This window comes from Enterobacter cloacae complex sp. I1M (assembly GCF_014982425.1).
Taxonomy (GTDB): domain Bacteria; phylum Pseudomonadota; class Gammaproteobacteria; order Enterobacterales; family Enterobacteriaceae; genus Enterobacter; species Enterobacter intestinihominis.
Genome location: NZ_JADCLG010000017.1, coordinates 36,894 through 63,565, shown reverse-complemented (window position 1 = coordinate 63,565; position 26,672 = coordinate 36,894). Strand labels below are relative to the sequence as shown.

The window sequence follows — 26,672 nt, the reverse complement described above, 5'->3', positions numbered from 1 at the left end:
AAAATGCCCCTGATCACGCGGCTTATGCTGCAAAACTTTAAAAAGTTTCCGGAACTGGACCTGCGCTTCACTCATGACCGTAACATTCTGGTCGGGGACAATGAGTCCGGGAAAAGCACCATTCTGCTGGCCCTTGACCTTGTGCTGAGTGACAGCCGGCACCGGGTCGAGGCACTGGGTGTGGAATCGCTCCTGTCCCAGTCAGCCGTCAGGCAGTTTCAGGAAGGTGAGCGCCGCGCCGATCTGTTACCCGTCCTGACAGCTGACGTTTTCCTGAGTAATGGGGGAGATCCTGACCTGAACGGCAGGCAAAATCTGGCGGGTACCGATGCGGATGGTCTCAGAATGCGCATTGCACCAATGACGGAGGAATACGGTCAGGATATTCACCATGTCCTGCAGCAGGATCCCGATAATTTTCCCTATGAATACTATTCCGTCCGGTTCAGCACCTTCTCCGGTGGTCACTTCGCCGGCTTCAGACGTTATCTGCGCCATCTGCTGTTAGACAGTGCACGCATCGATAACGAGCACGCCGCGCAGGAATATACGCGCACAGTTTACAGCGTCAATGTCCCGGTGGCCGATCGGTACCGGCTTGAAAACAGTTACCGCCAACAGAAATTGCACTTCTGCACCCGGCATCTGTCCGCCATAAACGACACGCTGGAAACGTATCAGTTTGGCGTGCGTTCCGGTGCTAAATCAGGTCTTGAGGCGAATCTGGACATTACCGAGGACGGTATTTCCATTCGTCACCGTGGAAAAGGAAGGCAGTGCTTCATCAAAACGGAGTTTGCACTGCAGCGGCATCAGCAGCAGGGAGAGCTCCACGCACTGTTGCTCGAGGAGCCGGAGAATCATCTCAGCCATGTTAGTATGAAGAGGCTGGTTAATCAGCTTGCCGCTGAACGGCAGACGCAGGTGTTTATTGCCACACACAGCAGCCATATCACCTCCCGCCTCGATCTGCGTAAGGCAATCCTCCTCGGGTCTGCCCGGCCGGTACTGATGAATGAACTTTCCGCTGAGACTGCCGCCTTTTTCATGAAAGCACCGGATAATAACGTGCTGGAATTTGCGCTGGCCAGACGCGTGCTACTCGTGGAAGGGGATGCTGAGTTTATCCTGCTCGAGGCCTTTTATCGCCGCCTGTATGGCAGGGCACCGGAGGACGACGGGATTCATATCATTGCTATCGGCGGAACGAGTTTTCGTCGTTATCTTGAGCTGGCCCGTCTTCTGGAAAATCGCGTCGCGGCCCTTCGCGACAATGACGGCAACTATCAGCAAAACTGCGATGAACGCTATGCTGACGTGCTTTGTTCCCGCACCCGGGTATTTGCTGATCGCGACAACACCCGATCCACATTTGAAATCTGCCTGTATCAGGATAATGCTGGTCTGTGCGATGCGCTTTTCCGCGGAACTCGCCGGACACTCACGGTGCAGGAATACATGCTGGCCAATAAGGCAGAAGCAGCATTCCGGCTGTTACAGCTGCACTCCGAAGAGCTGACAGTACCTGATTATATTCAGGAGGCACTGGCATGGATAAGAGAGTGATATTTGCGGTTGCCGGATCGGGCAAAACGACGCTGCTGATACAGCGGTTAAGGGAGGACCGGCGGACGCTGATCCTGACCTTCACCGTGAATAATGAAGCGCACCTGCGGGCGCAGATTATCAGACGCTTTGGCTACATACCGGACGGGATCCGTGTGATGACCTGGTTTGAGTTTCTGCACGGTTTCTGTTTTCGCCCTTTCCTGCAGGAGCAGCTGGCATCGCGTGGCCTGAGCTTCGACCAGCCTCCTCCCGGAATACCGCGCACGAATGCCCGGCATTATCAGGATCCGGCCGGAAGACTGTATCACCGGCGGCTCGCACACCTGCTGACAGCCCGGGGGCTGCTGCCGGATATCCGTACCCGGCTTGCCCGTTACTACGATGAGTTGTTCGTCGATGAAGTCCAGGACTTTGCCGGACATGACTTTAATTTTTTGCTGGAGCTCTGCCGCGCGGAAATCTCTGTGCTGTGCTGCGGCGATTTTTATCAGCATACCTTTGACACAAGCCGCGACGGTAACGTCAATGCGACGCTGCATGACGACATAACCCGGTACGAGGCCCGCTTCAGGGCTGCGGGTATCATGGTGGATTGTGAGACGCTCAGCCGGACATGGCGCTGTTCAGCTACAGTGTGCGAGTTCATTACCGGACAACTGAACATCCGTATTGCAGCCCATGGAACCCATACCACCCGGATTGAAACAGTCACGGATACCGAGCGTACAGCGGTCCTGCACGCGGACGACACGGTGATCAAGCTCTTCTATCGCGAACATCACCGTTATGGCTGCCATTCACTGAACTGGGGCGCCAGTAAAGGACTCGACCACTTCCAGGACGTATGCATCGTGCTGGGGACCAGTCACTGGGAGCTCCTCATCCGGCAGACGCTGGCGGCACTGCCGCCGTCGTCCCGTAACCGATTATACGTAGCCTGCTCACGGGCGCGAGGCAACATCTATTTTGTCCCGGAAAGCCATCTGCGAAGGTTCAGAAACTGAGTCAGCTGCTTGTCTGTAGGCGCAGTCAGGCAAAAAAACTGTACGGTCAACGACGAAACTTCATGCCGGAAAAGTGCGGATCAAGTTTTGGTAATTTCCGGATCCAGGCGGAGGAGAAAAAGAATTGTTGCTGGGAAATTACAAAAAAGGGGGGGGGTTGTTAATTCGATATTATTGCCAAAAATGGCGAAATTTAAACTAATTATAAACCCCAGTGCAATTTAACAGCGACCCCATCAGGGGTCACCGTAATATTGATCAGCGATGTTCAAACCGCGCCACTGGTGTATCGGTGATTTCCATCTCCATTTCCCAGAGCGTTTTCATCACACCTTCGAGTGGATCGTCGCTGCTGCGGTAGAAGGTGTTGAAAAGGGTTCCATCCGGATACCTGAACAGCCTGAGTTCACCAAACGATTCAGTACTGACCATAAGCGAAAATTCCTGTTCGGAATTGAGAACAAGGTAAATAAGACAGTTATTGACCCTGAAGGGCAGAGAACGGATATCTCTGGCGTGCACATCAACATGTAGGCTAAACGTATCATGCCTTTCCGGCTGATGGACCAGCTCCCTCAGTTCTTCGCTAAAGCGGGAACCATAAACCACCAGAATGTAATTTTTCTTATCAGCGGACCGTTGCACTACTTCCATTAACAGCGTATCGAGTTTATTGACCTCAATCGTTAATTTAGCCTGAGATTTCCACAGTAAATAATGAAGTCTGTGAAGAATATTTCTCTTCACTTCTGATATCGCGGGGAAATCTCCGTAGACATTCTGATTAATTTCCCTGGCAACATAATCCCTGGAAACACCAACAGGAATGTATCTCACCAGCCAGTTGCGATCACATTCAGAATTTTGAGACAATGTGAAGTTTTTAAGTAAAGTATCTTCAGACAATGCTCCCGGAAGTTCCTTTGTCAGACGATTATCGGTGTTTCTGAGACGTTCAAGATCTACTTCGGCAGCAACAATATCTGCTGATTTGCTACGACTGAAGACTTCAATATATTTATCCAGAACATTATTAAAGAACACCACATTCGTTGCATACTCCACTTCTGAAATGATATAGCCTTCATAAGGGACTGATGGATCCCGCTTCAGTCGCTGAAGAACAGATATTATTCGGATCTTACTGGAATAGGAAAATATACCGCCAACCAGAGCCTCACTAACACGCTGCGTAACCTGTTCAGCTGATCTCGCGAGCTTTATAGCCAGCAAAGAAAACGCTCCGTAGAGGCTCCCAACATCCTCATTTACTCCTGTATACACCCGCCCGGGAATGTAAGGCCTCTCATTATAAGAGTTCATGACCTCAATGGTTTCTGATAACTCACTGTGCCAGTTTGTATTCGCATGAAGATTACCGTTCTCAATTCTCAGTATCATATCAATGATATCGACAGAATATCTGAATGCAGGCGTCAGCGTATCGTGAGCGTCTCTTTTTTCATATAGTTCAGACATAATGAGATGATTAACAAGATCAGCTAAGCTTACATTTTCCTGCGGTTCGAAATGCGCGATAAGATAGCCTGCCATTAACAGTCGCAAATCAGATAAGGCATTGGCAAATATAATGGATAAGGCCGCATTCTTTTTATAGGGGCTTCCCCTGAGTAACATGTCCCACTGCGGATCTGTTTCCTCCAGAGACAGATAATCCGGAGTCAGGAAGAAACTGTGCCAGCGGTACTCTTCCTCCCAGTACCGTGAAAATCGGCGCTGGTTAAACCAGAGACAGAGAACGTCATGAGCATATCGCACGGAAGAAGCATTATCGGCAACCACTGACGGGATAAGCAGCCTGGCGGTGTTATGCAGATGATACATCAGACGACCGGGAGAATCTTCACTCCCGGGGCTGCCAATGATCCTGCCCATACTCCAGCCCTCCCACAGGCCGATAAAATCACGGATAAGCGCCTGGTGAGTCTGCTCCTGGCTGGCCGACAGAGGCCCCCCCAGTCCCGCTTTCCACTCGTTTAACACATGCCATACCCTGAAAAGCGAAAGTATAAATTGTCTGAAATCAGTAAAACGAGAGCTCTGTGTTTTTCTGTACACATGTAATGGAATAGCCATAGATTCACGGAAATATTCGCCAGAATATTCTGTTGACTTTACGGTTTCACGAAAAAATTTTCTCAATTCATAATGGAATGAATCACTGAATGCATGGCTAAAACCTGATTCTTTCACTTCATCCAGATAATTTCTGTCGCTCCCGTAATTGTAACTTCTTTTAATAGATGTATAGGTATCCGTTAATCGTTCAACACCAGTCCTGAATACACTGATGTTTTTATCGTTAAGTGCATCGTAAGCCTCACCAAAGAAATCAAAAGTAATATCATCCAGATCCCTTTTGTTCTCAGAAGCCCCTGTCATAAAGCAACGCCTCAATAACCACCGCCATACTCCTGAAACAGGTATGACACCTTTCAATGACAATAAAATCAGTTCACCGGAACGAACACCGAAAGAGGGCAAAATGATAATTTCAGCATTCTGTCCATCCACTGCTTTTAGCCTTCTCAGCAGGAATAAAAGTGGCTTAATATAGATATCTTTAACAACATCAGTTTTACTGACATGAAATTTCAAATGAGTCATTTCTTCCTCTTCAGATATTGAATAAGGAAGTATTTTAATTCTACCGGGACAAACCTCACCGATGTGAACCCCCGGATATCGCAGCCTCGCCACAATGCATGCACTTTGAATGTAACCATCCACCACCTGTGACAAGAAATATTTATTCATAAGACGATCGCGCTTATTCTCATCCAGAACACTCAGGCTGGAAACAAAGAACCAGATAGACAGAAAAATATTGAAAAACATCCACACAAATGCGGTAACGGCGAAAGCTGTATTAAGATATCTGTCACCAATTGATAACGTCATACCGCCTAATACAATAAATGCGGCAAGAGACAGACCACTCAGGCCAGCAAACATATATCCGGAGTGAAGTTGATACGCTGACTGGATATGGATCCTTGCTGATTTTTTTTGAAACAGAACACTAATAAGACCCACGACCAGTGGAAAAACAATACCGATAATAGTCAACTGGCTACCCAGTAAATTAGACATCCATCCTGAAAGGAGAGTAATCCCCTTTAGATGCTGAAGAGCGAACGGATGCAATACAGGGCGAAAGTATTCCGCCACACCAACAGCACCGACGGCCGCGAACCAGAGAAAAAGCATAGCCCGAATGTAATGGGTGGAGCAGGAAACCAGAACTCTTTCTATCGGGTTCCATGTGAGTTTTTTGTAATCCTGGTTCGATTTCAGGCTACGGCGCAACTCAGCCCTGACCTGCCATGAGACACTTGTGAGGAGTTTTCCAAACATAGTTATCCTGCATTATCCATAAGAAATTCCAGGAATAATAAGCCACAGAGACCATTTTTTCTTTGAAAAATGTCACCCGATAACCTTCATGCAAGATTCGTCATCCCGTTATTCTGTTCTGGTATTTTTGGGGGCCTGACGTGAAACGTGCGAAATGGGTAAGCGTACAGCGAGCGCCATCTGGCCATAATCTGATGTTCCGGACAAAGTGGAGCCCACCAAATATGTCGTTGGTCCAAGGTGTCAGTTATGCAGAAAAATGCTGACTGACAGAGTCTTTTTTCTGACTTATACTGGTGTCAAGGTGATGGCGTTCCACCTTTCCCAACCGCCCCGTCCGGGGCTGATGACGCCTGATATGACTCTTGAATTTCAGGAGGTATGTCAGGCCGTCCGTAAATCCTTCCGGCCTGTATACTTCCCTTAACGGGGATACATCGTTGATTAATGTTTTTGGTCACCTCAATCCGGACAGTGATGCCATCTGTACCGCCGCTGTCACAGCTGACTGGCTTTCCAGACAGGGCCGTCCTTCCCGTGCGTGGAGGACCGGTGAAGCGAACCCGGAAACCCGCTATATTTTTGAAACAGCCGGTCTCCCCCTGCCACCCCTTCTCGATTTCCCCCTGAAAGGGGAACGGGTATGGCTGGTCGATTTTACCGAACCGGCGCAGGGGCCTGCTGACCTTCCTGAGAGTAATGTCATCGGGATTATCGATCATCACCGGCTGGGGGGACTGATCACGTTACTGCCGCCGGAGGTCTGGATAAAACCGGCAGGCAGCAGTGCGACGGTACTCTGGTCGCTGATGGATGCAGAAATGCGCCGCACCATGCCCCCGACTCACGGCATCCTGCTTCTTGGTGCGCTGCTCAGCGACACGGTAAACCTGCGCTCACCCACCACAACTGCAGACGATATTCGCACCGCCACTGAACTTTTCGTGCTGTCGGGAATAAAACGAAAAGCTTTTGTTCACGGTCTTCTGGCCGCTAAAACTGATATCACCGGACAGACGGCCAGGCAGCTTCTGAATAAAGATCTTAAGACCTTTTCGATTGCGGACACAGATGTGCGTATTGCCCAACTGGAGGTGAGCTCAGCTGATCAGGTCGCTCCTTTGCTGGATGAACTGCGCAATACGATGGCGCAGATGGCGGTAAATACTGGCGCCGGGCTGATCGTGCTGATGGTAACCGATATCAGTAAATGTTTTTCAACACTCTATTTCGCCGGACCGGAGAGCAGTAATGCCACTTCATGCTCCTTACCGGGCATGGTCAGCCGCAAGAAACAGCTTCTGCCCTGGCTCGAGCATTTCCTCAGGCAACGCCGTAGACAGCCATGAAAATCTATACTCACGCACTTGTTCTGGTTCAGGGGAAAGAGGATGGCGTTCCCCTTCTCGCACTGGCGGCGACTCTGTCCCGTCTGCTTGAGATGAAAATCACGCTTGCCCACATCTGTAACGACTACCGGGAGATGAACTATGTCTCGGACAGCCTGATGGACGATGCCGTCTCCAGGGATGTTGTCCAGGCGAAGGCGCTGCTCAGTGAGCTGACATCCTCGGTGGATGAGCACGTTGATGCCCGTGAGCTGGTTACCATGCGGCGTTTCGAGGATATACAGAAATGCATCACCGACACCGGTGTCGATCTTGTGATTGCAGGACACCGTAACCGGTTTATGGGCACGCTGACCTCACGTTCAGCTGAATACGTTAACCACCTGAACGTGGATGTTCTGATTAAACACATTTACGACTGAGTTACAGGAGATTGCCATGAATTTTATACTGGAAAAAGTCACCGCTCGCGAAATACTTGATTCCCGCGGTAACCCCACTGTGGAGGTGGATGCCTGGACTTCTGACGGGTTGATGGCTCGTGCATCAGTGCCCTCCGGGGCCAGTACCGGTTCGCGGGAGGCAACTGAGCGCCGCGATGGTGACCCGGAACGTTTTGGTGGCAAAGGGGTGCTTGATGCTGTTAAGGCCGTCAATACAGAAATCTGTGATGCCATCAGGGGAACTGATGTGCGGGAGCAGCGGCGGCTGGATAATAGTATGCGGGAGCTTGACGGCACGGAGAACAAAAGCCGGCTCGGTGCCAATGCCATTCTGGGTGTATCGCTGGCAGTAGCCAGACTGGCTGCACAGGTCACCCGTCAGCCGCTGTACCGCTATCTTGGGGGACTTAATGCCAGTCTTCTGCCTGTTCCGTGCATGAATATTATTAACGGTGGCGTTCATGCCCGGGGTCAGGGCGCTGACTTTCAGGAGTTCATGATAGCACCGCACGGTGCATCAACGCTCACTGAGGCGGTTCGTCAGGGCAGTGAAGTCTATCAGGCCCTGCGTCAGATCCTTGTGTCGAGGGATCTCTCCGCCGCGGTGGGGGATGAAGGCGGATTTGCCCCGGCCGTCTCCTCAAACAGAGAGCCTCTGGAATTCATCGTTCAGGCCATTGAAAAAGCCGGTTACCGTCCGGGGGAAGACATCAGTATCTGTATGGACCCGGCTTCCAGCGAATTTTATCGTGACGGGAAATATCATCTTCGCACCGAACACAGCGCCCTGAGTGCTGAAGAGATGACGGATTATTACAGGGAACTGATGAACCAGTTTCCCGTAATTCTGCTTGAAGACGGACTCGCAGAGGATGACTGGGCTGGCTGGAAATATCTGCATGACAAACTGGGCGGGCGTGCTGAACTGGTCGGCGACGACCTGTTCGTGACCAATGTGAAGTATATCCGCCGTGGCATTGAAGAAAACCTTGCCAGCGCAGCCCTCATAAAACTGAATCAGATAGGCACGCTCAGCGAGACATTTGACGCAGTTTCACTGTGTCATGAAAACGGATGGGGGGCTTTTATTTCGCACCGCAGCGGTGAAACCATGGACACGTTTATCGCCGATATGACGGTGGCGCTGCGTGCGGGACACCTTAAAACCGGCGCCCCCTGCCGCGGAGAACGAATTGAAAAATACAATCAGCTTATGCGCATCGAGCAGGAACTGGGCAACGAAGCCCGGTATGCAGGTATAAGCGCCTTTGTTCGTCATCTCTGACGGGCATATCACGGGCATCAGAGCAGCGTATACCGGATGAGCCCGGTATACGCCTTATTTTCTTTTCCTTAGGTGGGGAACGCAGCATTGAGTCAGCTGGCAGCAATTATGATTGGTGGGGCCGCGGGATGTATTATCCGTTGGTTTTTGGGGATGAAACTCAACAGTTTTTTCCCGTCTCTTCCACCCGGAACCCTGGTAGTGAATTTGATGGGAGCATTTATTATTGGTGGCGCAATGGCATATTTCATTCGTCATCCTCACGTGGATCCGGCCTGGAAACTGCTGATCGTCACCGGTCTGTGTGGGGGGCTGACTACCTTTTCAACATTCTCTGTCGAGGTTTTCACCCTGCTGCAGGCAGGAAATTACACGTGGGCTTTCACCTCCGTACTGGTGCACGTGATGGGATCGCTGCTGATGACCGCGGCGGGTTTTTATCTGATAACGTGTCTTATATGATTCTCAGGTACCAGGCAGAATCAGGCACTTAATTAATGGTGTACCCTGAGAACAGCTGCGCCGGTGAAGGGCTCCGGAGGCAATGCCGGTAATCCGGCTAAAGACAATCGCAGCCCGTGACATTTACCTGGGCAGACATTCAGCTACTCAGACAGAGGTGGGTTTACAGAAACCCTCCTCAGTGGGCTCCTGACGCTGACACCGCAGGTACCCTGAGATACTAAATACTGCGCTGATTAACTCTCGCAGAAAGTGCCTCTGCACTTTCCTTACGTTCACTGTAGCGGTCCACCAGGCAGGCTGTTCTTCCCCGGGTAAGCAACGTAAACTTCATCAGCTCTTCCATCACATCCACGATCCTGTCGTAATAGGCTGAGGGCTTCATCCTGCCTTCTTCATCAAATTCCTGCCAGGCTTTGGCGACTGATGACTGATTCGGGATGGTGATCATTCGCATCCAGCGGCCAAGAATACGCATCTGGTTTACCGCATTAAAGGACTGGGAGCCACCGCTGACCTGCATCACTGCCAGTGTTTTCCCCTGAGAAGGGCGAACAGCACCTTCGCTCAGTGGGATCCAGTCTATCTGTGTTTTCATAATCCCGGTCATTGCCCCATGACGTTCAGGGGAACACCACACCATTCCTTCCGACCATCGCACCAGTTCACGGAGCTCGGCAACTTTCGGGTGAGTATCCGGAGCATCATCTGGCAGGGGAAGCCCTGACGGATTAAAAATACGGACTTCAGCCCCCATGGCGGTGAGCAGGCGTGCGCCTTCCTCCGTAGCCAGGCGGCTGTAAGAACGTTCACGTACAGATCCATACAGCATCAAAATACGCGGTGCATGCCCTGGCATCCCGGATACGGGGTAATCTGTGAAGTCCGGCACGCTGAAAATGTCAGGGATAATATTTGGCAGGCTGTCATTCAGTTTGTTCATTGCAGGCTTTACTCACGGGTTGATGTAACTGTTGAAACACTGGCTGCGCTGCCCATGCAACACTCATCCAGCAAAAATCCGACGATCTGGCTCAGTTGCTCATACTGTGGCTGGCAGTACAGGGTGCGTCCCTGCCTTTCCTGGCGTATAAGCCCCACAGACAACAGCGCCGACAGGTGATGGCTTAGCGTCGACGCCGGGATATCGAGACGCTTCTGTAACTCCCCGACAGGCAAGCCTGTATATCCAAATTTAACCAGTTCCTTGAAGATGCCGAGCCGGGTCGGATGACCCAGCTCCTTCAGCGCATCTGCCGCCTTAACAATATCCATAACACCTCCTGAAATCTGTATTTCCAGAATAATGGAATTTTTAGATATAGCAAACCTGCGAATCTGACAGCAGTAATGTCCAGGGGACATATTTATCGGCTGTTCAGAAAAAGAGATAAGCTGTGTAGCCTGCCATTATCGCCATCGAAATAATGACCAGCACGAATGCTGCCACTAGCCTGAACCTGAAAAGGGCGCGCAACAGGATCAGTTCTGTCAGGCTGGCACCTGCACTGCCGATGATAAGGGCCAGAACCGTACCGGCCCCCACCCCTTTGGCCAGTAATGCAGCCGCCAGAGGAATAACCGCTTCAGCCCGGATATAAAGGGGCACACCAATAATTGCCGCAACAGGAATGGCAAAAGGATTTGCCGGTCCGGCATACCGTTCAAGTAACGTCGTGGGCAGGTAACCATAAATTATACTTCCGATAGCTATCCCGGCGATCAGGTAGGGTAAAACACCTCTGAAGTCAGCCCAGGTATCACGCCATAAGCCGCCGTAACGGCGGGGGAAGGCATTAACGTCAGACTGCGGTTTACAACAATTCTCCGGTACAGTTGCCGTCATGTCAGCCTGACGGGAACGGATTACGGACAGGCGTTCGCCACAGCAGGGGAGTTCACTGCCCACATGACTGCCGCGTTCAACCGTCTGGCAGGGAGCCTCCCCCTCATACACCCCGCTGCGTATGTATTTATCAAACCCCATAATCTGCAGTAACCATCCCGCGATAAGTGATACCAGAAGCGCGGCGCCGGCATAAATCAGCGTCAGGCTTAACCCAAATGTCGCAGCCATCAGGGCAATAATGACCGGGTTCAGTAGAGGAGATGCAAAGAGAAACACCATCATCGGGCCAAATCCGGCGCGGGCGCGGATGAGTCCCTTCAGCACCGGAATGGTTGAGCAACTGCAAAACGGCGTGATGGCCCCCAGGCCCGCCGCCAGAAAATAACTTCTGAAGCGGCCGGCACTGAGCAATGCCTCGATACGAGCCGGCGGAACATGCCTTTGCAGTACACCAACCAGCAAACTGATAAGTAAAAATAAAGCCGACAGTTCGACGGCGAGCAAGGCAAACATGCTGGCGACATCCTGCAGTTCTGCGGACATATAACCCTCCTGTACTTCCGGATATATCGAATATTCAGAAAGAGTAATACAAACAATCATGACTGTAAACTATATTTCTGGAATTATGGAAATATTAATCAGGAAAAGAGAGGGGGCACTGGCGTACCGCCAGGGATCTTGACGCCGGAACAAAGCGCAGTGTCCGGCTTCCCGGGCATCTGAAAGACACATATCACACCACCGGACCATCAGGGGACAGGTTTGCCCCTGACGGATACGTTTCGACTGGCAGAACAGTCTGACCATTACAGCGTTGTTACTGGTAGCCGTATCGCCTGTTAAGATAACTGACCTGCACCGGCGAAGTCAGTGATTTTGGCCTGATTTGCTGAACCTGTTTTTTCACCTGAGCAGGCAGATACCCTGACTCGAGCATCAGGATAGCGGCCATCATCCCTGTCCGGCCAGAACCACCATGACAATGGATAACCATCGTTCCGCCGGACCTGACGATCGCCAGCAGATTCGTTTTTTCCCGGGCAAATGCCTGTTCAAATGGGGCTTCAGGTGCACAGCTGTCTTCTACGGGGAGGTGAAACCAGTCCATATAAAGGTTAGCGCACAGTGAAGGGAGGGCATCAGCCTCATTTTCACTGAGTTCAGCCAGCGTCATCATGGTGATTACAGCCTGTGCGCCGGCTTCTTTTAAGGATTTTAATGAATCAGCAAGGGACACCCCTCTGGTTCCCGGGCAGGGAGTAAATATCAGCCTGGCGCCATTGTCCAGGGTGAGAATATCAAACGGGTGAAACATCAATACAGACTCCGTGCTATTAGTTTATTAATCTTCAACGTTATGCCGTTACCTTATCCGTGCTGTCTGTATCAGCCGGGATAACGTTTTCAGGGCACAGTCAGGATTTGTAAGAAAGGGGGCCGGGCGGTACCGGATTAATGTTCGTCAGATCCGGTATTACCCATTGCCTGCAGCTGATGCTGTAATGAAAGCCGGTCGATTTTATCCAGGGGAAGGCTCAGAAAAAGCCGGATGCGCGTGGCTATCTGTTTTTCAACCTCCACAAAGGCGTGGTACTTCTCCTTATCGGTACCCTCTGCGGAAGCCGGATCCCTGAACCCCCAGTGAGCCGTTATGGGGCCACCCGGGAACACCGGACATCCTTCTCCCGCCATCTGGTCACAGAGCGTAAAAATGAAATCCATTTGCGGTGCATCCGGATGCTGAAAGTTTTGCAGGTGTTTGCTTTTCAGGGATTCAGTACTGAATCCCTGATCATTAAGCACCCTGAGCGTCAGCGGGTGAGGTGAACTGGCTGGTTGAGTACCGGCGCTGAATGCCCGGAATGTTCCCCCGCCGAGCTGGTTCATCAGCACTTCTGCAAACAGGCTTCGTGCCGAATTCCCGGAGCACAGGAACAGGACATTGTATGTTTTACTTATCATCGTGGCTTACCTTCTGTCAGGCCGGAAAGGTATGATCGGGCCGCTCAGGTACTGACAGCCCGACCGCTGGGTTACTTCACGACACGCTGTCCCTGGGCATCAATCACCTGTTCGCCGTCCTCTTTGCTGAACGCTCCCTTTTGTGCGTCCGGCAGAATATCCAGCACCACTTCAGACGGGCGGCACAGCCGGGTACCCAGAGGGGTGACCACAACAGGACGATTGATCAGGATGGGATGCTGCAGCATAAAATCAATCAGCTCATCGTCGCTCCATTTGTCCTCTGCCAGACCCAGTTGCTCATAAGGCTCCACATTTTTTCGCAGCAGGGCACGCACGCTGATCCCCATATCAGCAATGAGCCTGACCAGCTCAGCACGCGCTGGCGGCGTCTCCAGGTATAAAATGACCGTGGGCTCCACACCACTGTTGCGGATCAACTCGAGGGTATTACGGGACGTACCGCAGGCCGGGTTATGATAAATCGTAATTGCGCTCATAAATCACTCTCTTCAGGTTTGACAGGCACAGGTCCGTGACGACCGGTGCCAGGTTAATCACAACGAAATGGATAAACGTAATACCAGGGCTACCAGCGTTACAAACAGCACGGGCAGGGTCATTACAATGCCGACCCGGAAGTAATATCCCCAGGAGATCCGGATATCTTTCTGCGCCAGCACATGTAGCCACAGCAGGGTGGCCAGACTGCCTATCGGGGTGATTTTGGGCCCCAGGTCGCTGCCAATAACATTGGCGTAAATCATGGCCTCTTTAATCACCCCGGTCGCGGTACTGCCATCAATAGACAGTGCCCCCACCAGGACGGTTGGCATGTTATTCATGATCGAGGAGAGGAAGGCGGTCAGGAAGCCCGTGCCCAGCGTGGCCACCCACAACCCCTGGCTGGCAAACTGATTAAGCACAGCTGACAGGTAGTCAGTCAGTCCGGCATTACGCAGCCCGTAGACCACCAGATACATACCCAGGGAGAAAATCACAATCTGCCAGGGGGCTCCGCGAAGCACCTTTCCGGTATTAATCGCATGTCCTTTTTTGGCGACCAGAAACAGGACGAGAGCACCGACGGCGGCAACCGCACTGACGGGGATCCCCAGGGGTTCCAGGCCAAAGAATCCAAGCAGCAAAAGAGCCAGAACCCCCCAGCCTGTCCGGAAGGTACTCCGATCACGGATAGCCTCTTCCGGCGTTTTGAGGCGCGAAATTTCATAGGTTGCGGGAATATCTTTCCGGAAATACAGATGCAGCATCACCAGGGTGGCAATAATGGCTGCGATATCAACCGGCACCATAACAGATGCATATTCATTGAACCCGAGCTTAAAGAAATCTGCAGAGACAATGTTCACCAGGTTCGAAACGATGAGCGGCAGGCTGGCGGAGTCCGCGATAAATCCTGCCGCCATGACGAACGCCAGCGTGGTGCCTTTACTGAACCCCAGTGCGAGCAACATGGCGATAACGATAGGCGTCAGGATGAGCGCTGCACCGTCGTTGGCAAACAGCGCCGCGACCGCAGCACCCAGTAAAATAATCCAGGTAAACAGCCATCGTCCACGGCCATTTCCCCAGCGTGCGACGTGCAGGGCTGCCCATTCAAAGAACCCTGATTCGTCGAGTAACAGACTGATAATGATGACCGCAATGAATGCAGCTGTCGCATTCCAGACGATATGCCAGACGGTCGGAATATCACCGGGGTGAACCACACCAGTAATCAGTGCAAGTAAGGCCCCGAGCATCGCGCTCCAGCCTATTCCCAGTCCCCGGGGTTGCCAGATGACCAGTACAATGGTCAGAATAAAAATAGCTGCAGCCAGCCACATAAAGCCTCCTGTCGGGCAGGACCCTTCCTGCCCGTATTTATTATTTTCCAGCCTGACGGGTAAGACGTTTGAGCTGTTCAGTACCTGTTGGCTCTTCCTGCTGGAGAGGGATCAGCGCCATGCGTGATGCCAGCTCCGTCCTGACCTTATCGATCTGAGCAGCTTCGTGTGCGGCTCTCGTGAGCAACAGGGGGGATGTTGTTTCTGTCGCAACCAGGCTGTTATTGATGAGCCATGCCCAGGGTTCAATACCGGCCCTGCGTAAATCCTCCTGTAAGCCGGCAGCCTCGAGAACAGGGGTGGTTTCAGGCAGCGTTACGAGCAATATTTTTGTTCGCTCAGGATCCTGTAACTGCATCATTGGCGTCAGATAATGCCCTTTTTCACCCATTCGTTTAACCACTTCCCGATGGTAGGCTCCCGTGGCATCCAGCAGTAACAGGGTGTGGCCGGTAGGGGCGGTATCCATGACCACAAAACGCTTCCCGGCTTCCCGGATCACCCGGGAAAATGCCTGGAATACGGCGATTTCCTCCGTGCAGGGGGAGCGTAAATCTTCCTCCAGCAGCGCCCGTCCCTGTGGGTCCAGATCCTTTCCTTTGGTGGCAAGAACATGTTCCCGGTAGCGGGCTGTCTCGGTATGCGGATCGATACGGCTGACCTGGAGATGAGGCAATTGTCCGTTAAGCGTGCTTTCAAGGTGCGCAGCGGGATCCGATGTGGTGAGATGGACATCAAATCCTTTGTCTGCGAGGGCTACGGCTACCGCGGCGGCTAGCGTTGTTTTACCCACGCCCCCCTTTCCCATCAACATCACCAGACCATGTCCGTCACGGGCAATATCCTCAATCAGCATTTCCAGGGACGGTACAGAGAGAGGCTCTGACACGGATTTCACTGCAGGCAGTGAGCATGGCTTATTTTTTCCCGTCAGCAGGCGGCGAAGCGCCGTCACGCCAACCAGATTTTCCTGCTGAAGACTTAACCTGTCCGTCGGAAGCGATGCCAGCACCTGCGGCATGCGGGAAAGAATACGTTGTTCACGCTGATACAGTGCGCTGGCCAGACTGTCCTGTGAGGCTTCTCCGGCAGGCATGAGCCCGTTTATGACCAGGTACTGGTGCTTCAGACCGACATGCAACAGTTCATCATGCGTGCGGGCAACCTCAGCCAGCGTTGACTGTTGCGCGCGGGCCACCAGGATTAACCGCGTCTTTTCCCCGTCTGCCAGTACCGACAGGGCATGCGCGTAGCGCTCCCGTTGTTTTTCCAGCCCGGCCAGCGGACCAAGGCAGGATGCACCATCAGGATTTGTCTCGATAAAACTGCTCCAGGCACCCGGCAGCTGTAGCAGGCGAATGGTGTGTCCTGTAGGGGCAGTATCAAAAATCACATGGTCAAAATCATTCAGTAACACGTCATCGGTCAGCAGACCGGTAAACTCATCAAAAGCGGCAATTTCTGTTGTGCAGGCACCGGATAACTGTTCTTCAATGCTGCGGACCACCTCGTCAGGCAAGACTCCCTTAACCGGATCAACAATACGGGCACGATACTGTTGCGCTGCCGCCTGCGGATCGATTTCCAGTGCGGTGAGTCCGGGGACAGCCGTGATGGACGTCAGGGTATTACCAATCTGCTGCCCGAAAACCTGGCCTACATTGGACGCGGGGTCGGTACTGACCAGCAGAATGCGTTTACCGTCATCAGCAAGGTGAATAGCCGTTGCGCAGGAAAGCGAGGTTTTCCCGACCCCCCCTTTCCCTGTAAAAAAGAGAAATTTCGGGATCGCGTTGAGATAATTCATCATAATCTCCTGTCCGGCTGGTTCAGCAACATGACGTTTTGCCACCACAGCAGCTTTTCTCCGGTGCCACGCCTGTTTTCTCCTGATTAATCTCAAACCAGCGAGCCAGATCCTGCCGTGTCGGGTAGCGACCGGACAGGACAAATTCACCATCCAGCAGAATTAACGGCAGGCTTTCAGCCCCGGAGCGCTCAAGAAAGGCTTTGACTGACGGATTCTCGGCAAATGCCAGAGGCTGCTGCGACAGGTTAAAGCGTTCCACCGGCACACCCTGCTGTTTCAGCCATGTGACGTCTGCGGAAAATGACACTAAAGCCTGGTCCACTTCCGTCCCACACACGCCAGAACTGCAGCAAAGTGCCGGGTCGTACACTGACAGTGTTTTCATTCTCTATTCCCTCAGGTTTCAGTTAAAAAATGGTTTCACCGATCCGGTTCAGCTCAGCCTGAAGACGCTCTTCAGGACCGGACAGGACCGATGGCGCAAGCAACAGAAAGGCTTCAATCCGGCGACGAAGAATATGCCAGGCCTGTTCGAACGCAGCATCTATCTCTTCTTCACTTCCGGTCGCCTTATCGGGGTCCTCGACTCCCCAGTGTGCCCTGACCGCCGGAGCGAGATACGCAGGACAGGCTTCACCCGCCGCATTCCCGCACACCGTGATCACCACATCCGGGGTTACCGGGACGTTGTCCCACGATTTGCTGTAATACCCCTCCGCAGGTATCCCTTTCTTCCTGAGCAGGGCAAGAGAGCGGGGATGGATTTCTCCTTTTGGCTGGCTGCCAGCGCTGTAGGCATGATGTGCTGCTGGTGAAAGCGCGTTAAATGTCGCTTCGGCCAGGATGGATCGGCAGGAATTACCGGTACACAGAAAAAGAATGTTCATAACATCACCATATAAATTCGTAAAAACATATATGTATGGGTAAATTTTTAGAATGTGTTAAAGACAAACCGCTCTGCCACCGGTTGTCGCGCTGTTACGGGCTATCCGCCCGGCCAGAAGCGAAATGTCCTCCTTCTGGCTTAAATAAGCCTGCTCAATGACGGCTGCCGCCCAGGCTGGCATATGCGCAGAAAGCCGGTAGTGGATCCATTTCCCCTCCCGGCGGTCAACAAGCAGTCCACTTTCCCGCAGCATGGAGAGATGGCGGGATATTTTGGGCTGAGATTCCTCAAGCGTTCCGCAGAGCTCACAAACACAGAGTTCTCCTGATGCCCTGAGTAACAGAACAATTTTCAGGCGAGTTTCGTCCGAGAGATTCTTGAAAAGCTGAAGCGCGGTAATCGGGGGCATAAATACTCCGTGGTGTCGTTCGGTTTCATCTTAGACTTCATGGGATTGATGTCAATAACATATTCGATTTTATGAATATGAAAGACTATAATCATGAGACAGAGCAGTGGAGGTTACCATGCGTATCGAAAACGTCACAGGCTGGTTATTCAGGCTGATCCCGGAACGCGTTTTTGACGCGTTATCCGGGATCGTATGCGCAGAAATGGATGGTATTGTGCATGATCCTCTGCCGGAAGAGACAGAGCGGAAGGCCACACGCCCCGCAACAGGACAGATGCGGCGAAAATGAAAGGTCTGGCCGGATGCTGTCAGCCTGTCACATCGTCAGGGCCCCGGGTCCACCTCACTCTGCCGTGAGGCCCGTCGGCGACCCGACAGCAATTACGGAGATATCAGGGGAACGCTTTAATGGTGCAACAGACAGACTCACTGCCTTGCCTGATGAAGGCATGGAAGCTGCACGAACACGAACTTTATTGCTGGTTACTCAGACAAACGCGTAATCAGGCTGATACCGATGATCTGATACAGGAGATCTTTCTCAGGGCAGTACGGCAACAGCGGAAATTCTGTGCCATCGTGAATACCAGAGCCTGGCTGTTTGAAGTTGCCCGCCATCTTGTCATTGATAAAAACCGCCGGCGGCGCGCATACCAGCCGCTCCATGAGGGTATATGTATACCGGATAACGTCACAGAAACAGTCGACTCACTCGCCGAATGTCTGCCCCGGATACTCAATAAAATGACAGAAGCGGATCGGAATATCCTTATACTCTGCGATCTGGAAGGGATGAAACAGGCTGATTTTGCTGACCGAAAGGGTCTCACGCTTGCTGCAACCAAATCGCGATTATTACGGGCCAGAGCAAGATTGCATCAGAAACTCTCCACTGAATGCCAGGTCAGACTGGACGAGTCCGGTCGGGTATGTTGTTTTACTCCCCGGTGAAGACCTCAGGACATGCAGGGAACCTGTTTCTGCGGCATTTCATCCGTTGATTGCTGTGGTGATGACGTTATCAGAACAGAGAATGAGGCGAGCCGCTGCTCAGGTAAATCTTTCCCGCGAAATCGTAAAAATCAGCATCCTTTTCTGTCAAACAGCGTCTTCCGTGGAAACAACCATCGTGAGGCCTGTCCGTTATGTTCCAGATTTTCAGTGATTTTGCCACCTGGCTGGTCTATGAAAGGCTTAATCTCATTCCGTCAACCAAACTCGGGGACGCTCTCCATTTTTTTGTCGAAGACGTGAGCAAGATTTTCGTTCTGTTGCTGGTCTTAATCTACTTCGTGGCTATATTGCGGGCCTCGCTGGACGTCGGTAGGGTCAGAGATTATCTCGCGGGTAAGCACCGGGGGGCAGGATATTTTCTGGGCTCCTGCTTTGGTGCCATTACCCCGTTCTGCTCCTGCTCGAGTATCCCTGTATTTCTGGGATTTACATCAGCGGGTATACCGCTCGGGATCACCATGGCCTTTCTTATCACTTCCCCGCTGATCAATGAAGTCGCCGTCCTGCTTCTGGTCAGCCTGCTCGGATGGAAGTTCACACTTGTTTATATTGTTGTCGGAATGGCTGTTGGTATAGCTGGCGGGGCTTTTCTTGATCATATTAAGGGAGAACGATGGTTAGCCGACTTTGCTGCTGACGCCCTCAGGGACGGGCAGCAACATCCAACTGATGGGATCCGCCTCTCCGCCGGGACACAGCACATGTCTCTCTCAAGGCGACATGCCTTTGCTAAAGATGAAACGCTCACCATTTTTAAACGAGTCTGGTTCTGGGTCATTCTCGGGGTCGGGATTGGTGCGGCGCTCCATGGATTTGTGCCGGACGGATGGATCGCGTTGCATCTTGGTGCCGGTCAGTGGTGGACCGTTCCTGTCGCCGTACTGGCTGGCATTCCACTCTATTCCAATGCGACCGGTGTCATCCCCGTAATGGAAAGCCTGATAACCAACGGCCTGCCAGTGGGTACAGCACTGGCTTTTTGCATGAGCACTGTGGCCGTCAGCTTCCCTGAGTTCGTTCTGCTTAAACAAGTAATGAAGTGGCAATTACTTTGTATCCTGCTGCTGATGTTGCTGACCGCATTCACACTGGTTGGCTGGGTTTTTAACGTGGTATTCCCACTGGTTTCCTGAAGAGGATGATAAAATGAAGCATGTAAAAATCCTGGGTACAGGGTGTTCCGGTTGCAAAACAACCCTCCGGCTTATCCGGCAGGTCGCTGATGAGCGTGGCGTCGCTGTTCAGCTTGAAAAAGTGGATTCATTACCTGAAATAATGAAATACAAAGTGATGTCGACACCGGCAGTCGTCATAGATGACATCGTTGTACATGCCGGAGGAATACCGTCAAGAGATCTGATCGAAAGCTGGCTCTGATCTACCCTGCAGAGGGGAGCCGTGAGAGGCGTAAAGGTCTGGCCCGGAGATGATGACTTCACCTCCGGGCGCTCCCCAGCGCAGGTAACATACAGACGCTGATTCTTCACTTTTCAGGGCCGGTTAAGGACAGTGTTTTACTCTCCGGATACGGACAGGCTTTATGCCGCCTTTGTTCACTCCTTATGAGACGGCTGAAAAATTTATTCGTTCGCGCTCTGACGTTTCGCTTCAAGCTCAAGGATCCGGATGCACATCTGCTCAATAAGCTCAGGGGTCATCGTTTTTTTAAAACGGGCAATGACTTCAGCATCTGTGTCATCCATATATTTTAAGGGCTTCTCAAATGCCAGGGTGGCAAGCCGGGCAAGTGCCAGAATTTCATCAATCATAAGGGGGTTATGCATCTTTCCGCCTTCTCTTGCAGATTCAGGGGGAGTGCCAGTCAGGCACCAGGCGTTCCCGGAGTTTTCTCCGGGAACTGAGTTATCTGAGCATTAACAGGGGAACACGCGTTTGTTCGAGCATCGCAGTGGTGTTACTGCCGATGAAAAAGCGTCTCAGGGAAGAATGGCCATATGCCCCCATCACAATCAGATCCATATCGTTGTCCGAGGCATACTCGCAGAGTGCCTCCGTGACCGAACGTCCTTCCGCTAACCGGGATATCGCGCTGATGCCAGCGCTCTGCAGACTACGCTTCGCCTCTTCGAGGGTATGAGCATCCCCGTTAACCATCACGATATGACACTCCATGCCCTGCAGCAGAGGGCTTAGCGTCAGTCGACGCAGGTTTCTCCGGCTTTCCTCACTGCCATCAAACGCAAACATGGCTCTGGAAGGGACAGAAAAAGCTTCAGGTACAATCATTACCGGCTTTTTCTGCAGGCGGATGATGCTCTCCAGATTGCTGCCAACCGGGTGCTGTGCTCCCCGGCGGCCGAGCACCATCAGACGAATACCCTTCAGGTCAGCCAGGATGATATCCAGTGCGCCATGCTTCTGAAGCTGCTGAACATCCGGGATACCAGTCTGACTGAGCAGTTCTGCGCATCCGGCAAGAATGGCGCGTCCCTGCGTCATCAGCAGACGGTTACGCTCCCCCTCTATCCGGACAAGTTCCTGCGTCAGTTGCTCCCGGCTGTCAATACCGATAGCCCCCGTCAGGTCAGAAACTGCCGGTTGTTCATTTTTTTCAAGCACATGCAGCAGGGCAAGAGGCGCGTCAAGCTTCCCTGCAACCCAGGCCGCATACTCACACACGGAGCGTGTTGATGACGAACCATCCACGCAGGCAATAACGGTGTTTTCCATATCATTAATTTCTGACATTAATGACCTCCCATCAGTTTTTCGACTTCTTCGGGTTTATCGTGAACACCAAAGCGATCAACGATTGTACGGGTTGCTTCGTTCATCCCTCGGATCTCAACGTCTGTTCCTTCTCTGCGGAATTTAATAACCACCTTATCCAGAGCGCTGACTGACGTGATGTCCCAGAAATGAGCATGCGTCACATCAATGACCACTTTCTCTACGGCCTCGCGAAAATCAAAATACGCCATAAAGCGGTCGGCAGAGGCAAAGAACACCTGCCCGGTGACCTTATAGATCCGGGTTTCTTCCCTGAGTTCTGAAGAGACAGCCAGAAAACGCGCCACTTTAGTGGCGAAATTCAGGGAGGCGATCAGCACACCGGTGAGTACCCCGAATGCCAGATTATGAGTGGCCACCACCACCACCACCGTTGCCAGCATCACCACGCTGGTTGAAACAGGATGGCTTTTAAGATCCACAACTGAACGCCATGAAAAGGTACCAATTGAAACCATGATCATCACGGCGACCAGCGCGGCCATAGGGATTTGCGAGACCAGGTCCCTGAGGAAGACCACCATACACAGCAGGACCACCCCGGCAGTGAGGGTGGACAGACGGCCCCGGCCGCCGGACTTGACGTTGATAACGGACTGACCAATCATTGCACAGCCCGCCATCCCCCCGATAAAGGAGGTGCAGATATTGGCGATGCCCTGTGCCTTGCATTCCCTGTTTTTATCACTGGGGGTATCTGTCATATCGTCCACGATCGTGGCCGTCATCATTGATTCCAGGAGTCCTACAACGGCGAGCCCAGCGGAGTACGGGAGAATAATCAGGAGTGTATCAAGATTCAGCGGGATGTCCGGCACCAGGAAGACCGGAAGGCTGTCAGGCAGTTTCCCCATATCCCCGACAGTACGCACATCCAGATGCAGCCACATGGCAATAGCCGTCAGTACCACGATACAGACAAGGGGGGAAGGGATTGTTTTATTCAGATACGGGAAGAGGTAAATAATGGCGAGCCCCCCTGCCGTCATGGCATAAACATGCCAGGTCACATTGGTGAGCTCAGGTAACTGCGCCATGAAAATCAGGATCGCGAGTGCATTAACGAAGCCGGTGACCACGGAGCGTGAGACGAAGCGCATGAGGCCGCCGAGCTTAAGATAGCCAGCTATCAGCTGGAATATGCCGGTAAGCACGGAGGCAGCCAGTAAGTACTGCAGTCCATGATCCTTCACCAGGGTCACCATCAGGAGCGCCATTGCCCCCGTTGAGGAAGATATCATCGCCGGGCGACCACCAAAGAAGGCCATAACCAGCGGGATACAGAAGGCGGAGTAAAGCCCCACCTGAGGGTCAACACCGGCAATGATGGAAAAGGCGATCGCTTCTGGAATGAGTGCGAGCGCGACAACGATACCAGCCAGCACGTCACCACGGACGTTACCCAGCCAGTCCTTACGCGTCGAGGACAGCAACATAGTAATTTCTCAGTTTTCAGATGTAGTTAGCCCCGGAGGACATAAGTTTTAAATACGATAAAACACATCCGCAGACGGGATGTTATTGCGTGCGTGCTGAGGCTCGCTCAGTACGGCGGAGGAAGGAAAAACTCAGGGTGGCGTAATGCGCATGGTCAGCAGGTAAATCCTCGAAATCAGGCACTCAGCCCTTAGTGAACAGAATAAGCCAGCGTGATATTTAGTGCTGACCACATACTCTGCATGGTACAGAGTCTTATTACTATAAACGAAAATACAGCACAATCAATGCACAGCGCCCCATACGGGTTGTTCAAACAACTTTATGCAGTCAGATTAAGCCTTCCGGGCATAAAGGAATTCTAAGTATCCAGTTGACCCTGTGTATCAGTTTCCCCCCGTACACGTATCCAATATTTCTTTACGGCCTCAACCGATTCGTTTTGAGAGATCCAGTTTAATGAGTTTTCGGATCTCATAAAGAGAGAAGAGGGATTATTGTATGAATGGCACAAAAAGCGACGGATTGTTGCGGTGAATAGATTATTGCGTGAGAGGCAAAATTTACGACAGAGCTTGCTTGTAATGGCAATAATTGGCGAAAGGGAATTTTTTTCGGTTATTTTTTCACTAACCGGCCTTAAAGGCCGCCCCGCGAACAGTAAATACCTGCACATCAACCAAGACATTAAGGAGAACATTATGTCTACATTTTTAGTTGCAGTATTTGCTGTAATCTTTACCCTAATCGGCATCGGCCACTTCATCTGGACAATCGTTGTCGCATACCGTGGTCTAACCTGGTTTTTGACCAATTTTGACGACCTTCCACATATCTGGAAGCGAAACGGGGAACCGCCTGACGCGCGTTCGTCTTGCCGGCATCGATGCGCCGGAAAAGAACCAGCCCTTTGGCCAGCGGTCCAGGCAGGAACTCACATCAATGGTGGCGCAGCGTAACGTAACCATCACGGGTGAAGAAACGGATCGCTACGGGCGGCGGCTGGGCACCGTGTGGCTTGGCGCGATGGATGTGAATGCCGCGCAGATCCGCAAAGGGCTGGCCTGGGTATACCGGTACCACGAAAAACCAGCCCGGACTGACTACGCTCAGCTGGAAGCCGAAGCCCGCCGGCAGGGTATCGGGCTCAGGTCAGTTCCGGGTCAGACAGAACCCTGGCGCTGGCGGAGCCAGCATCAGGAGAGAGGTTCTGTCAGAGACGCTCCCTGATTCCGCACGTTGCCGACCGCCGGGGAAACCGGATGCCAGGTGAATGCCTCAGCAGGCACCGCCCCCTGTTTGGCTGTCCTGCCCGCCTCGTCACCACTGAGACTCTCGCGCAGCCAGTCCCGGGCGGCATCCGGCGTCAGCACCAGAGGACGACGATCGTGGATATCGAGAAGCCCTTTGTTCGCAGCTGCCGTGACAATAACAAACCCTTCCCCTTCATCCCTCAGCCCAAACGGCCGCGCACCAATGGCAGCCATGAACACGGGCTGACCGTCCCTGCGGTAAATAAAATACGGCTGTTTTGTGTTCCCCTGGCGCTCCCACTCGTACCACCCGTCAGCAAACACAACGGCGCGGCCGCGTTCCCACAGCGGACGAAACATACGTCCCTCAGCTGCTGTTTCAGCACGGGCATTAATCAGTGGCGCTTTGTGCCACCACGGCGGGGAATATCCCCACAGAACAGGATCGAGCTGCAGCTGGTCATTGCTTTCACTGATCAACAGCACCCGGGTCCCCGGCGCCACGTTGTAGCGTCCGATAGGCTCCGGTACTGCTGAAAACCCGGCATCAACCTCACCGGCCAGATAAGCCAGGTATTTAGCGCGGGTCTGTGACTGAGAAAAACGTCCACACATAAGCGTTTCCTGCCGTTAAAGGGTAAGTATAGGAAAAATGGGAAGCATGGATTGTTTAACGGCAACGGCACAACGATCCGGACAGGGGGCAAAAGCAGGAAGGTACGGGACGTCTAAATAGTGTATTCTTTTTATCAGGTTAAAGGAGACGTGAATGACAGTGAAAAACCAGGAACTTATCGCGGCAGGATTCACCAGTAAGGATATCGAGCGAATCAAACGTCACCAGGCGACGGGGGACTCGCAGGAAAAGGTTCTGAAGGATCTGGCCGGTTATTTCCTGTCGGTAGCCTGGATCACCGGCGGGATGGCCATCATAACCCTGCTCACCGCGTTCTTTGGCAGCGCCAGCCATCTTATCTCCTGTGTGGTTGCCGTCGTCTTTCTGCTGATTGTGCTGCTTCTGGTGATGCCGGTCAGACTTGGCTATAAATCATGGAAGCTGATGAGATCACATATCAGCGATTCCGGTCATCACGGGTAAGGAGTTCCAGTACCACCTTTGCACTGACCCCCCATCCCAGAACCTTCATCGTCAGTTTGCCCGGAGACATGGTTTCCACCTTGCGGTAATAGTCTCCGGGAAGATAACGGAAAAGACGCCAGGCCTCAGCTTTCCCGGTCAGACCAAACACACCATAAACGCTGGCTGCAAGCGTGGTTGCATTAAAGATCCCCAGGCCTACATCGCGGCTGAAGCCCATAAACTCCGCTACGGACATGGCACCGTCCGCAAGGATCCCCTCTGAAGCAGGTTCATTCAGGAACTGACGGGCAGCCTCCCGTGATACCGTATTAAGGGCATCACCGACCAGAACGGCACCGGCAAGCATACCAGCAGGCGTCATCGTTGCGATCATCACACCGCCAAACACAGCCTGAACGCCGGCGAGAACGACCTTAATCCCGGATATGAAGTATCCGATAATTTTATTCTGCTCTGTTACATACTGAATTTCAGCGTAGATTCGGGCATAACCGGTTTTCAGCATGCGCGACTGTTCAAGCAGGAACTCATTCTCAGCCCTGAGGTTCTTCAGGCAGGCAATGCATTCTTCATCGCTCCTTGCTCTTCTCGCCGCGTCAAACTGTTGCATGACAACCTGTCTTATTTCATCCACGAATTTCAGACGGGTCAGTGAATCACTGAGGTGCATGGCCGCGACGGTATTTGCGGTATTCACAAGCTTACGGGCTTCCAGATTGATCATTGTATCAGCCCACTGACGCCGGCTCTGCCCGGGAAAAAGCGCGATATCCATTACACATTCCTTATCTGTCATCAGGACGAAATAACATTTATCGACCAGAAGAGTAATATGTCTTCCCCTCTGGCGTTA

At 52.3% G+C, this 26,672-nt stretch carries 28 protein-coding genes and 1 riboswitch; of the genes, 11 read left to right on the top strand and 17 right to left on the bottom strand.

Going from position 1 to position 26,672, the window contains the following annotated elements:
- The first annotated feature begins 3 nt into the window (after window positions 1-3).
- Window positions 4-1,566 carry an ATP-dependent endonuclease gene (locus INF86_RS10770; protein WP_047343509.1) on the top strand — a complete coding sequence of 521 codons (1,563 nt, stop codon included), beginning with the start codon at window positions 4-6 and terminating at the stop codon, window positions 1,564-1,566.
- Window positions 1,551-2,573: a helicase UvrD gene (locus INF86_RS10765; protein WP_047343510.1), complete on the top strand. Its 1,023-nt coding sequence runs from the start codon at window positions 1,551-1,553 to the stop codon at window positions 2,571-2,573. The genes INF86_RS10770 and INF86_RS10765 overlap by 16 nt, the downstream gene beginning before the upstream one ends.
- Window positions 2,574-2,831: 258 nt before the next feature.
- Here INF86_RS10765 and INF86_RS10760 read toward each other — a convergent pair whose 3' ends face one another.
- Window positions 2,832-5,951, bottom strand: coding sequence for a hypothetical protein (locus INF86_RS10760; protein ID WP_193543511.1), 3,120 nt, complete (start codon window positions 5,949-5,951; stop codon window positions 2,832-2,834).
- A gap of 294 nt (window positions 5,952-6,245) precedes the next feature.
- Window positions 6,246-6,314: riboswitch (Fluoride riboswitch) on the top strand.
- A gap of 77 nt (window positions 6,315-6,391) precedes the next feature.
- Here INF86_RS10760 and INF86_RS10755 point away from each other — a divergent pair.
- The 4 genes from INF86_RS10755 (at window position 6,392) to crcB (ending at window position 9,490) form a co-directional block, all read left to right on the top strand.
- Window positions 6,392-7,300: a DHHA2 domain-containing protein gene (locus INF86_RS10755; protein WP_047343512.1), complete on the top strand. Its 909-nt coding sequence runs from the start codon at window positions 6,392-6,394 to the stop codon at window positions 7,298-7,300.
- Window positions 7,297-7,722, top strand: coding sequence for a universal stress protein (locus INF86_RS10750; RefSeq protein ID WP_047343513.1), 426 nt, complete (start codon window positions 7,297-7,299; stop codon window positions 7,720-7,722). Before INF86_RS10755 ends, INF86_RS10750 begins: the two co-directional genes overlap by 4 nt.
- Before the next feature lie 16 nt (window positions 7,723-7,738).
- Window positions 7,739-9,028: a phosphopyruvate hydratase gene (eno, locus tag INF86_RS10745; protein WP_047343514.1), complete on the top strand. Its 1,290-nt coding sequence runs from the start codon at window positions 7,739-7,741 to the stop codon at window positions 9,026-9,028.
- 87 nt (window positions 9,029-9,115) lie between these two features.
- Entirely contained in the window at window positions 9,116-9,490 is a 375-nt protein-coding gene (crcB, locus tag INF86_RS10740) for a fluoride efflux transporter CrcB (RefSeq protein ID WP_072059535.1), read from the top strand.
- A 220-nt stretch (window positions 9,491-9,710) separates the two neighbouring features.
- Here crcB and arsH read toward each other — a convergent pair whose 3' ends face one another.
- The 11 genes from arsH to INF86_RS10685 all read right to left on the bottom strand — a co-directional run bounded on the left by arsH (window position 9,711) and on the right by INF86_RS10685 (window position 18,259).
- Window positions 9,711-10,433, bottom strand: a complete 723-nt coding sequence (arsH, locus tag INF86_RS10735; RefSeq protein ID WP_047343516.1) for an arsenical resistance protein ArsH — start codon at window positions 10,431-10,433, stop codon at window positions 9,711-9,713.
- An 8-nt stretch (window positions 10,434-10,441) separates the two neighbouring features.
- Window positions 10,442-10,765: a helix-turn-helix transcriptional regulator gene (locus INF86_RS10730; RefSeq protein ID WP_032951265.1), complete on the bottom strand. Its 324-nt coding sequence runs from the start codon at window positions 10,763-10,765 to the stop codon at window positions 10,442-10,444.
- Between the two features lie 103 nt (window positions 10,766-10,868).
- Window positions 10,869-11,882, bottom strand: a complete 1,014-nt coding sequence (locus INF86_RS10725) for a permease (protein ID WP_193543510.1) — start codon at window positions 11,880-11,882, stop codon at window positions 10,869-10,871.
- A gap of 277 nt (window positions 11,883-12,159) precedes the next feature.
- Window positions 12,160-12,657, bottom strand: a complete 498-nt coding sequence (locus INF86_RS10720; RefSeq protein ID WP_047343518.1) for a tyrosine-protein phosphatase — start codon at window positions 12,655-12,657, stop codon at window positions 12,160-12,162.
- Window positions 12,658-12,794: 137 nt separating this feature from the next.
- A complete protein-coding gene (locus INF86_RS10715) occupies window positions 12,795-13,304 on the bottom strand; it encodes an arsenate reductase ArsC (protein WP_193543509.1) in 510 nt (169 codons plus the stop codon).
- A 71-nt stretch (window positions 13,305-13,375) separates the two neighbouring features.
- On the bottom strand, window positions 13,376-13,804 hold the full coding sequence (gene arsC / locus INF86_RS10710; RefSeq protein WP_023292088.1) for a glutaredoxin-dependent arsenate reductase: 429 nt from the start codon (window positions 13,802-13,804) through the stop codon (window positions 13,376-13,378).
- A 57-nt stretch (window positions 13,805-13,861) separates the two neighbouring features.
- A complete protein-coding gene (locus tag INF86_RS10705) occupies window positions 13,862-15,151 on the bottom strand; it encodes an arsenic transporter (protein WP_023292087.1) in 1,290 nt (429 codons plus the stop codon).
- 40 nt (window positions 15,152-15,191) lie between these two features.
- Window positions 15,192-16,958: an arsenical pump-driving ATPase gene (gene arsA / locus INF86_RS10700; RefSeq protein ID WP_227414774.1), complete on the bottom strand. Its 1,767-nt coding sequence runs from the start codon at window positions 16,956-16,958 to the stop codon at window positions 15,192-15,194.
- 22 nt (window positions 16,959-16,980) lie between these two features.
- A complete protein-coding gene (gene arsD / locus INF86_RS10695; RefSeq protein WP_023292085.1) occupies window positions 16,981-17,346 on the bottom strand; it encodes an arsenite efflux transporter metallochaperone ArsD in 366 nt (121 codons plus the stop codon).
- 22 nt (window positions 17,347-17,368) lie between these two features.
- Window positions 17,369-17,848 (bottom strand): arsenate reductase ArsC, encoded by a 480-nt coding sequence (locus INF86_RS10690; RefSeq protein WP_047343521.1) that lies wholly within the window; start codon window positions 17,846-17,848, stop codon window positions 17,369-17,371.
- 57 nt (window positions 17,849-17,905) lie between these two features.
- Complete coding sequence (locus INF86_RS10685; protein ID WP_023292083.1) at window positions 17,906-18,259, bottom strand: metalloregulator ArsR/SmtB family transcription factor; 354 nt, start codon at window positions 18,257-18,259, stop codon at window positions 17,906-17,908.
- 411 nt (window positions 18,260-18,670) lie between these two features.
- Between INF86_RS10685 and INF86_RS10680 the strand changes: the two genes are divergently transcribed.
- The 3 genes from INF86_RS10680 to INF86_RS10670 all read left to right on the top strand — a co-directional run bounded on the left by INF86_RS10680 (window position 18,671) and on the right by INF86_RS10670 (window position 20,653).
- Window positions 18,671-19,213, top strand: a complete 543-nt coding sequence (locus tag INF86_RS10680) for a sigma-70 family RNA polymerase sigma factor (RefSeq protein WP_023292082.1) — start codon at window positions 18,671-18,673, stop codon at window positions 19,211-19,213.
- A 194-nt stretch (window positions 19,214-19,407) separates the two neighbouring features.
- Entirely contained in the window at window positions 19,408-20,409 is a 1,002-nt protein-coding gene (locus INF86_RS10675; RefSeq protein ID WP_047343522.1) for a permease, read from the top strand.
- 13 nt (window positions 20,410-20,422) lie between these two features.
- Window positions 20,423-20,653 (top strand): thioredoxin family protein, encoded by a 231-nt coding sequence (locus INF86_RS10670; RefSeq protein ID WP_193543507.1) that lies wholly within the window; start codon window positions 20,423-20,425, stop codon window positions 20,651-20,653.
- 203 nt (window positions 20,654-20,856) lie between these two features.
- Here INF86_RS10670 and INF86_RS10665 read toward each other — a convergent pair whose 3' ends face one another.
- The 3 genes from INF86_RS10665 to INF86_RS10655 all read right to left on the bottom strand — a co-directional run bounded on the left by INF86_RS10665 (window position 20,857) and on the right by INF86_RS10655 (window position 23,463).
- Window positions 20,857-21,045: a hypothetical protein gene (locus INF86_RS10665; RefSeq protein ID WP_227414773.1), complete on the bottom strand. Its 189-nt coding sequence runs from the start codon at window positions 21,043-21,045 to the stop codon at window positions 20,857-20,859.
- 94 nt (window positions 21,046-21,139) lie between these two features.
- A complete protein-coding gene (locus INF86_RS10660) occupies window positions 21,140-21,967 on the bottom strand; it encodes a universal stress protein (RefSeq protein WP_047343529.1) in 828 nt (275 codons plus the stop codon).
- A 17-nt stretch (window positions 21,968-21,984) separates the two neighbouring features.
- Window positions 21,985-23,463: a SulP family inorganic anion transporter gene (locus tag INF86_RS10655; RefSeq protein WP_193543506.1), complete on the bottom strand. Its 1,479-nt coding sequence runs from the start codon at window positions 23,461-23,463 to the stop codon at window positions 21,985-21,987.
- An 817-nt stretch (window positions 23,464-24,280) separates the two neighbouring features.
- On the opposite strand from INF86_RS10655, the gene INF86_RS10650 reads away from it, so the two are divergent.
- Entirely contained in the window at window positions 24,281-24,694 is a 414-nt protein-coding gene (locus tag INF86_RS10650) for a thermonuclease family protein (RefSeq protein WP_227414772.1), read from the top strand.
- Here INF86_RS10650 and INF86_RS10645 read toward each other — a convergent pair.
- On the bottom strand, window positions 24,661-25,332 hold the full coding sequence (locus tag INF86_RS10645; protein ID WP_193543505.1) for an SOS response-associated peptidase family protein: 672 nt from the start codon (window positions 25,330-25,332) through the stop codon (window positions 24,661-24,663). The two genes, INF86_RS10650 and INF86_RS10645, sit on opposite strands and share 34 nt — an antisense overlap.
- A 154-nt stretch (window positions 25,333-25,486) precedes the next feature.
- Here INF86_RS10645 and INF86_RS10640 point away from each other — a divergent pair, with 154 nt between their 5' ends.
- A complete protein-coding gene (locus INF86_RS10640; RefSeq protein WP_047361365.1) occupies window positions 25,487-25,816 on the top strand; it encodes a hypothetical protein in 330 nt (109 codons plus the stop codon).
- Here the strand turns inward: INF86_RS10640 and INF86_RS10635 are convergent.
- Window positions 25,791-26,594, bottom strand: coding sequence for a DUF4225 domain-containing protein (locus INF86_RS10635; RefSeq protein WP_193543504.1), 804 nt, complete (start codon window positions 26,592-26,594; stop codon window positions 25,791-25,793). The two genes, INF86_RS10640 and INF86_RS10635, sit on opposite strands and share 26 nt — an antisense overlap.
- Window positions 26,595-26,672 lie beyond the last annotated feature (78 nt).

What these genes read in the sequence shown, in the direction of transcription:
- INF86_RS10770 (WP_047343509.1), top strand. Translation starts at nt 4, where the DNA reads ATGCCCCTGATCACGCGGCTTATGCTGCAAAACTTTAAAAAGTTTCCG.
- INF86_RS10765 (WP_047343510.1), top strand. Translation starts at nt 1,551, where the DNA reads ATGGATAAGAGAGTGATATTTGCGGTTGCCGGATCGGGCAAAACGACG.
- INF86_RS10760 (WP_193543511.1), bottom strand. Translation starts at nt 5,951, where the DNA reads ATGTTTGGAAAACTCCTCACAAGTGTCTCATGGCAGGTCAGGGCTGAG.
- INF86_RS10750 (WP_047343513.1), top strand. Translation starts at nt 7,297, where the DNA reads ATGAAAATCTATACTCACGCACTTGTTCTGGTTCAGGGGAAAGAGGAT.
- eno (WP_047343514.1), top strand. Translation starts at nt 7,739, where the DNA reads ATGAATTTTATACTGGAAAAAGTCACCGCTCGCGAAATACTTGATTCC.
- arsH (WP_047343516.1), bottom strand. Translation starts at nt 10,433, where the DNA reads ATGAACAAACTGAATGACAGCCTGCCAAATATTATCCCTGACATTTTC.
- INF86_RS10730 (WP_032951265.1), bottom strand. Translation starts at nt 10,765, where the DNA reads ATGGATATTGTTAAGGCGGCAGATGCGCTGAAGGAGCTGGGTCATCCG.
- INF86_RS10725 (WP_193543510.1), bottom strand. Translation starts at nt 11,882, where the DNA reads ATGTCCGCAGAACTGCAGGATGTCGCCAGCATGTTTGCCTTGCTCGCC.
- INF86_RS10720 (WP_047343518.1), bottom strand. Translation starts at nt 12,657, where the DNA reads ATGTTTCACCCGTTTGATATTCTCACCCTGGACAATGGCGCCAGGCTG.
- INF86_RS10715 (WP_193543509.1), bottom strand. Translation starts at nt 13,304, where the DNA reads ATGATAAGTAAAACATACAATGTCCTGTTCCTGTGCTCCGGGAATTCG.
- arsC (WP_023292088.1), bottom strand. Translation starts at nt 13,804, where the DNA reads ATGAGCGCAATTACGATTTATCATAACCCGGCCTGCGGTACGTCCCGT.
- INF86_RS10705 (WP_023292087.1), bottom strand. Translation starts at nt 15,151, where the DNA reads ATGTGGCTGGCTGCAGCTATTTTTATTCTGACCATTGTACTGGTCATC.
- arsA (WP_227414774.1), bottom strand. Translation starts at nt 16,958, where the DNA reads ATGAATTATCTCAACGCGATCCCGAAATTTCTCTTTTTTACAGGGAAA.
- arsD (WP_023292085.1), bottom strand. Translation starts at nt 17,346, where the DNA reads ATGAAAACACTGTCAGTGTACGACCCGGCACTTTGCTGCAGTTCTGGC.
- INF86_RS10690 (WP_047343521.1), bottom strand. Translation starts at nt 17,848, where the DNA reads ATGAACATTCTTTTTCTGTGTACCGGTAATTCCTGCCGATCCATCCTG.
- INF86_RS10685 (WP_023292083.1), bottom strand. Translation starts at nt 18,259, where the DNA reads ATGCCCCCGATTACCGCGCTTCAGCTTTTCAAGAATCTCTCGGACGAA.
- INF86_RS10680 (WP_023292082.1), top strand. Translation starts at nt 18,671, where the DNA reads ATGGTGCAACAGACAGACTCACTGCCTTGCCTGATGAAGGCATGGAAG.
- INF86_RS10675 (WP_047343522.1), top strand. Translation starts at nt 19,408, where the DNA reads ATGTTCCAGATTTTCAGTGATTTTGCCACCTGGCTGGTCTATGAAAGG.
- INF86_RS10670 (WP_193543507.1), top strand. Translation starts at nt 20,423, where the DNA reads ATGAAGCATGTAAAAATCCTGGGTACAGGGTGTTCCGGTTGCAAAACA.
- INF86_RS10665 (WP_227414773.1), bottom strand. Translation starts at nt 21,045, where the DNA reads ATGATTGATGAAATTCTGGCACTTGCCCGGCTTGCCACCCTGGCATTT.
- INF86_RS10660 (WP_047343529.1), bottom strand. Translation starts at nt 21,967, where the DNA reads ATGGAAAACACCGTTATTGCCTGCGTGGATGGTTCGTCATCAACACGC.
- INF86_RS10655 (WP_193543506.1), bottom strand. Translation starts at nt 23,463, where the DNA reads ATGTTGCTGTCCTCGACGCGTAAGGACTGGCTGGGTAACGTCCGTGGT.
- INF86_RS10645 (WP_193543505.1), bottom strand. Translation starts at nt 25,332, where the DNA reads ATGTGTGGACGTTTTTCTCAGTCACAGACCCGCGCTAAATACCTGGCT.
- INF86_RS10640 (WP_047361365.1), top strand. Translation starts at nt 25,487, where the DNA reads ATGACAGTGAAAAACCAGGAACTTATCGCGGCAGGATTCACCAGTAAG.
- INF86_RS10635 (WP_193543504.1), bottom strand. Translation starts at nt 26,594, where the DNA reads ATGGATATCGCGCTTTTTCCCGGGCAGAGCCGGCGTCAGTGGGCTGAT.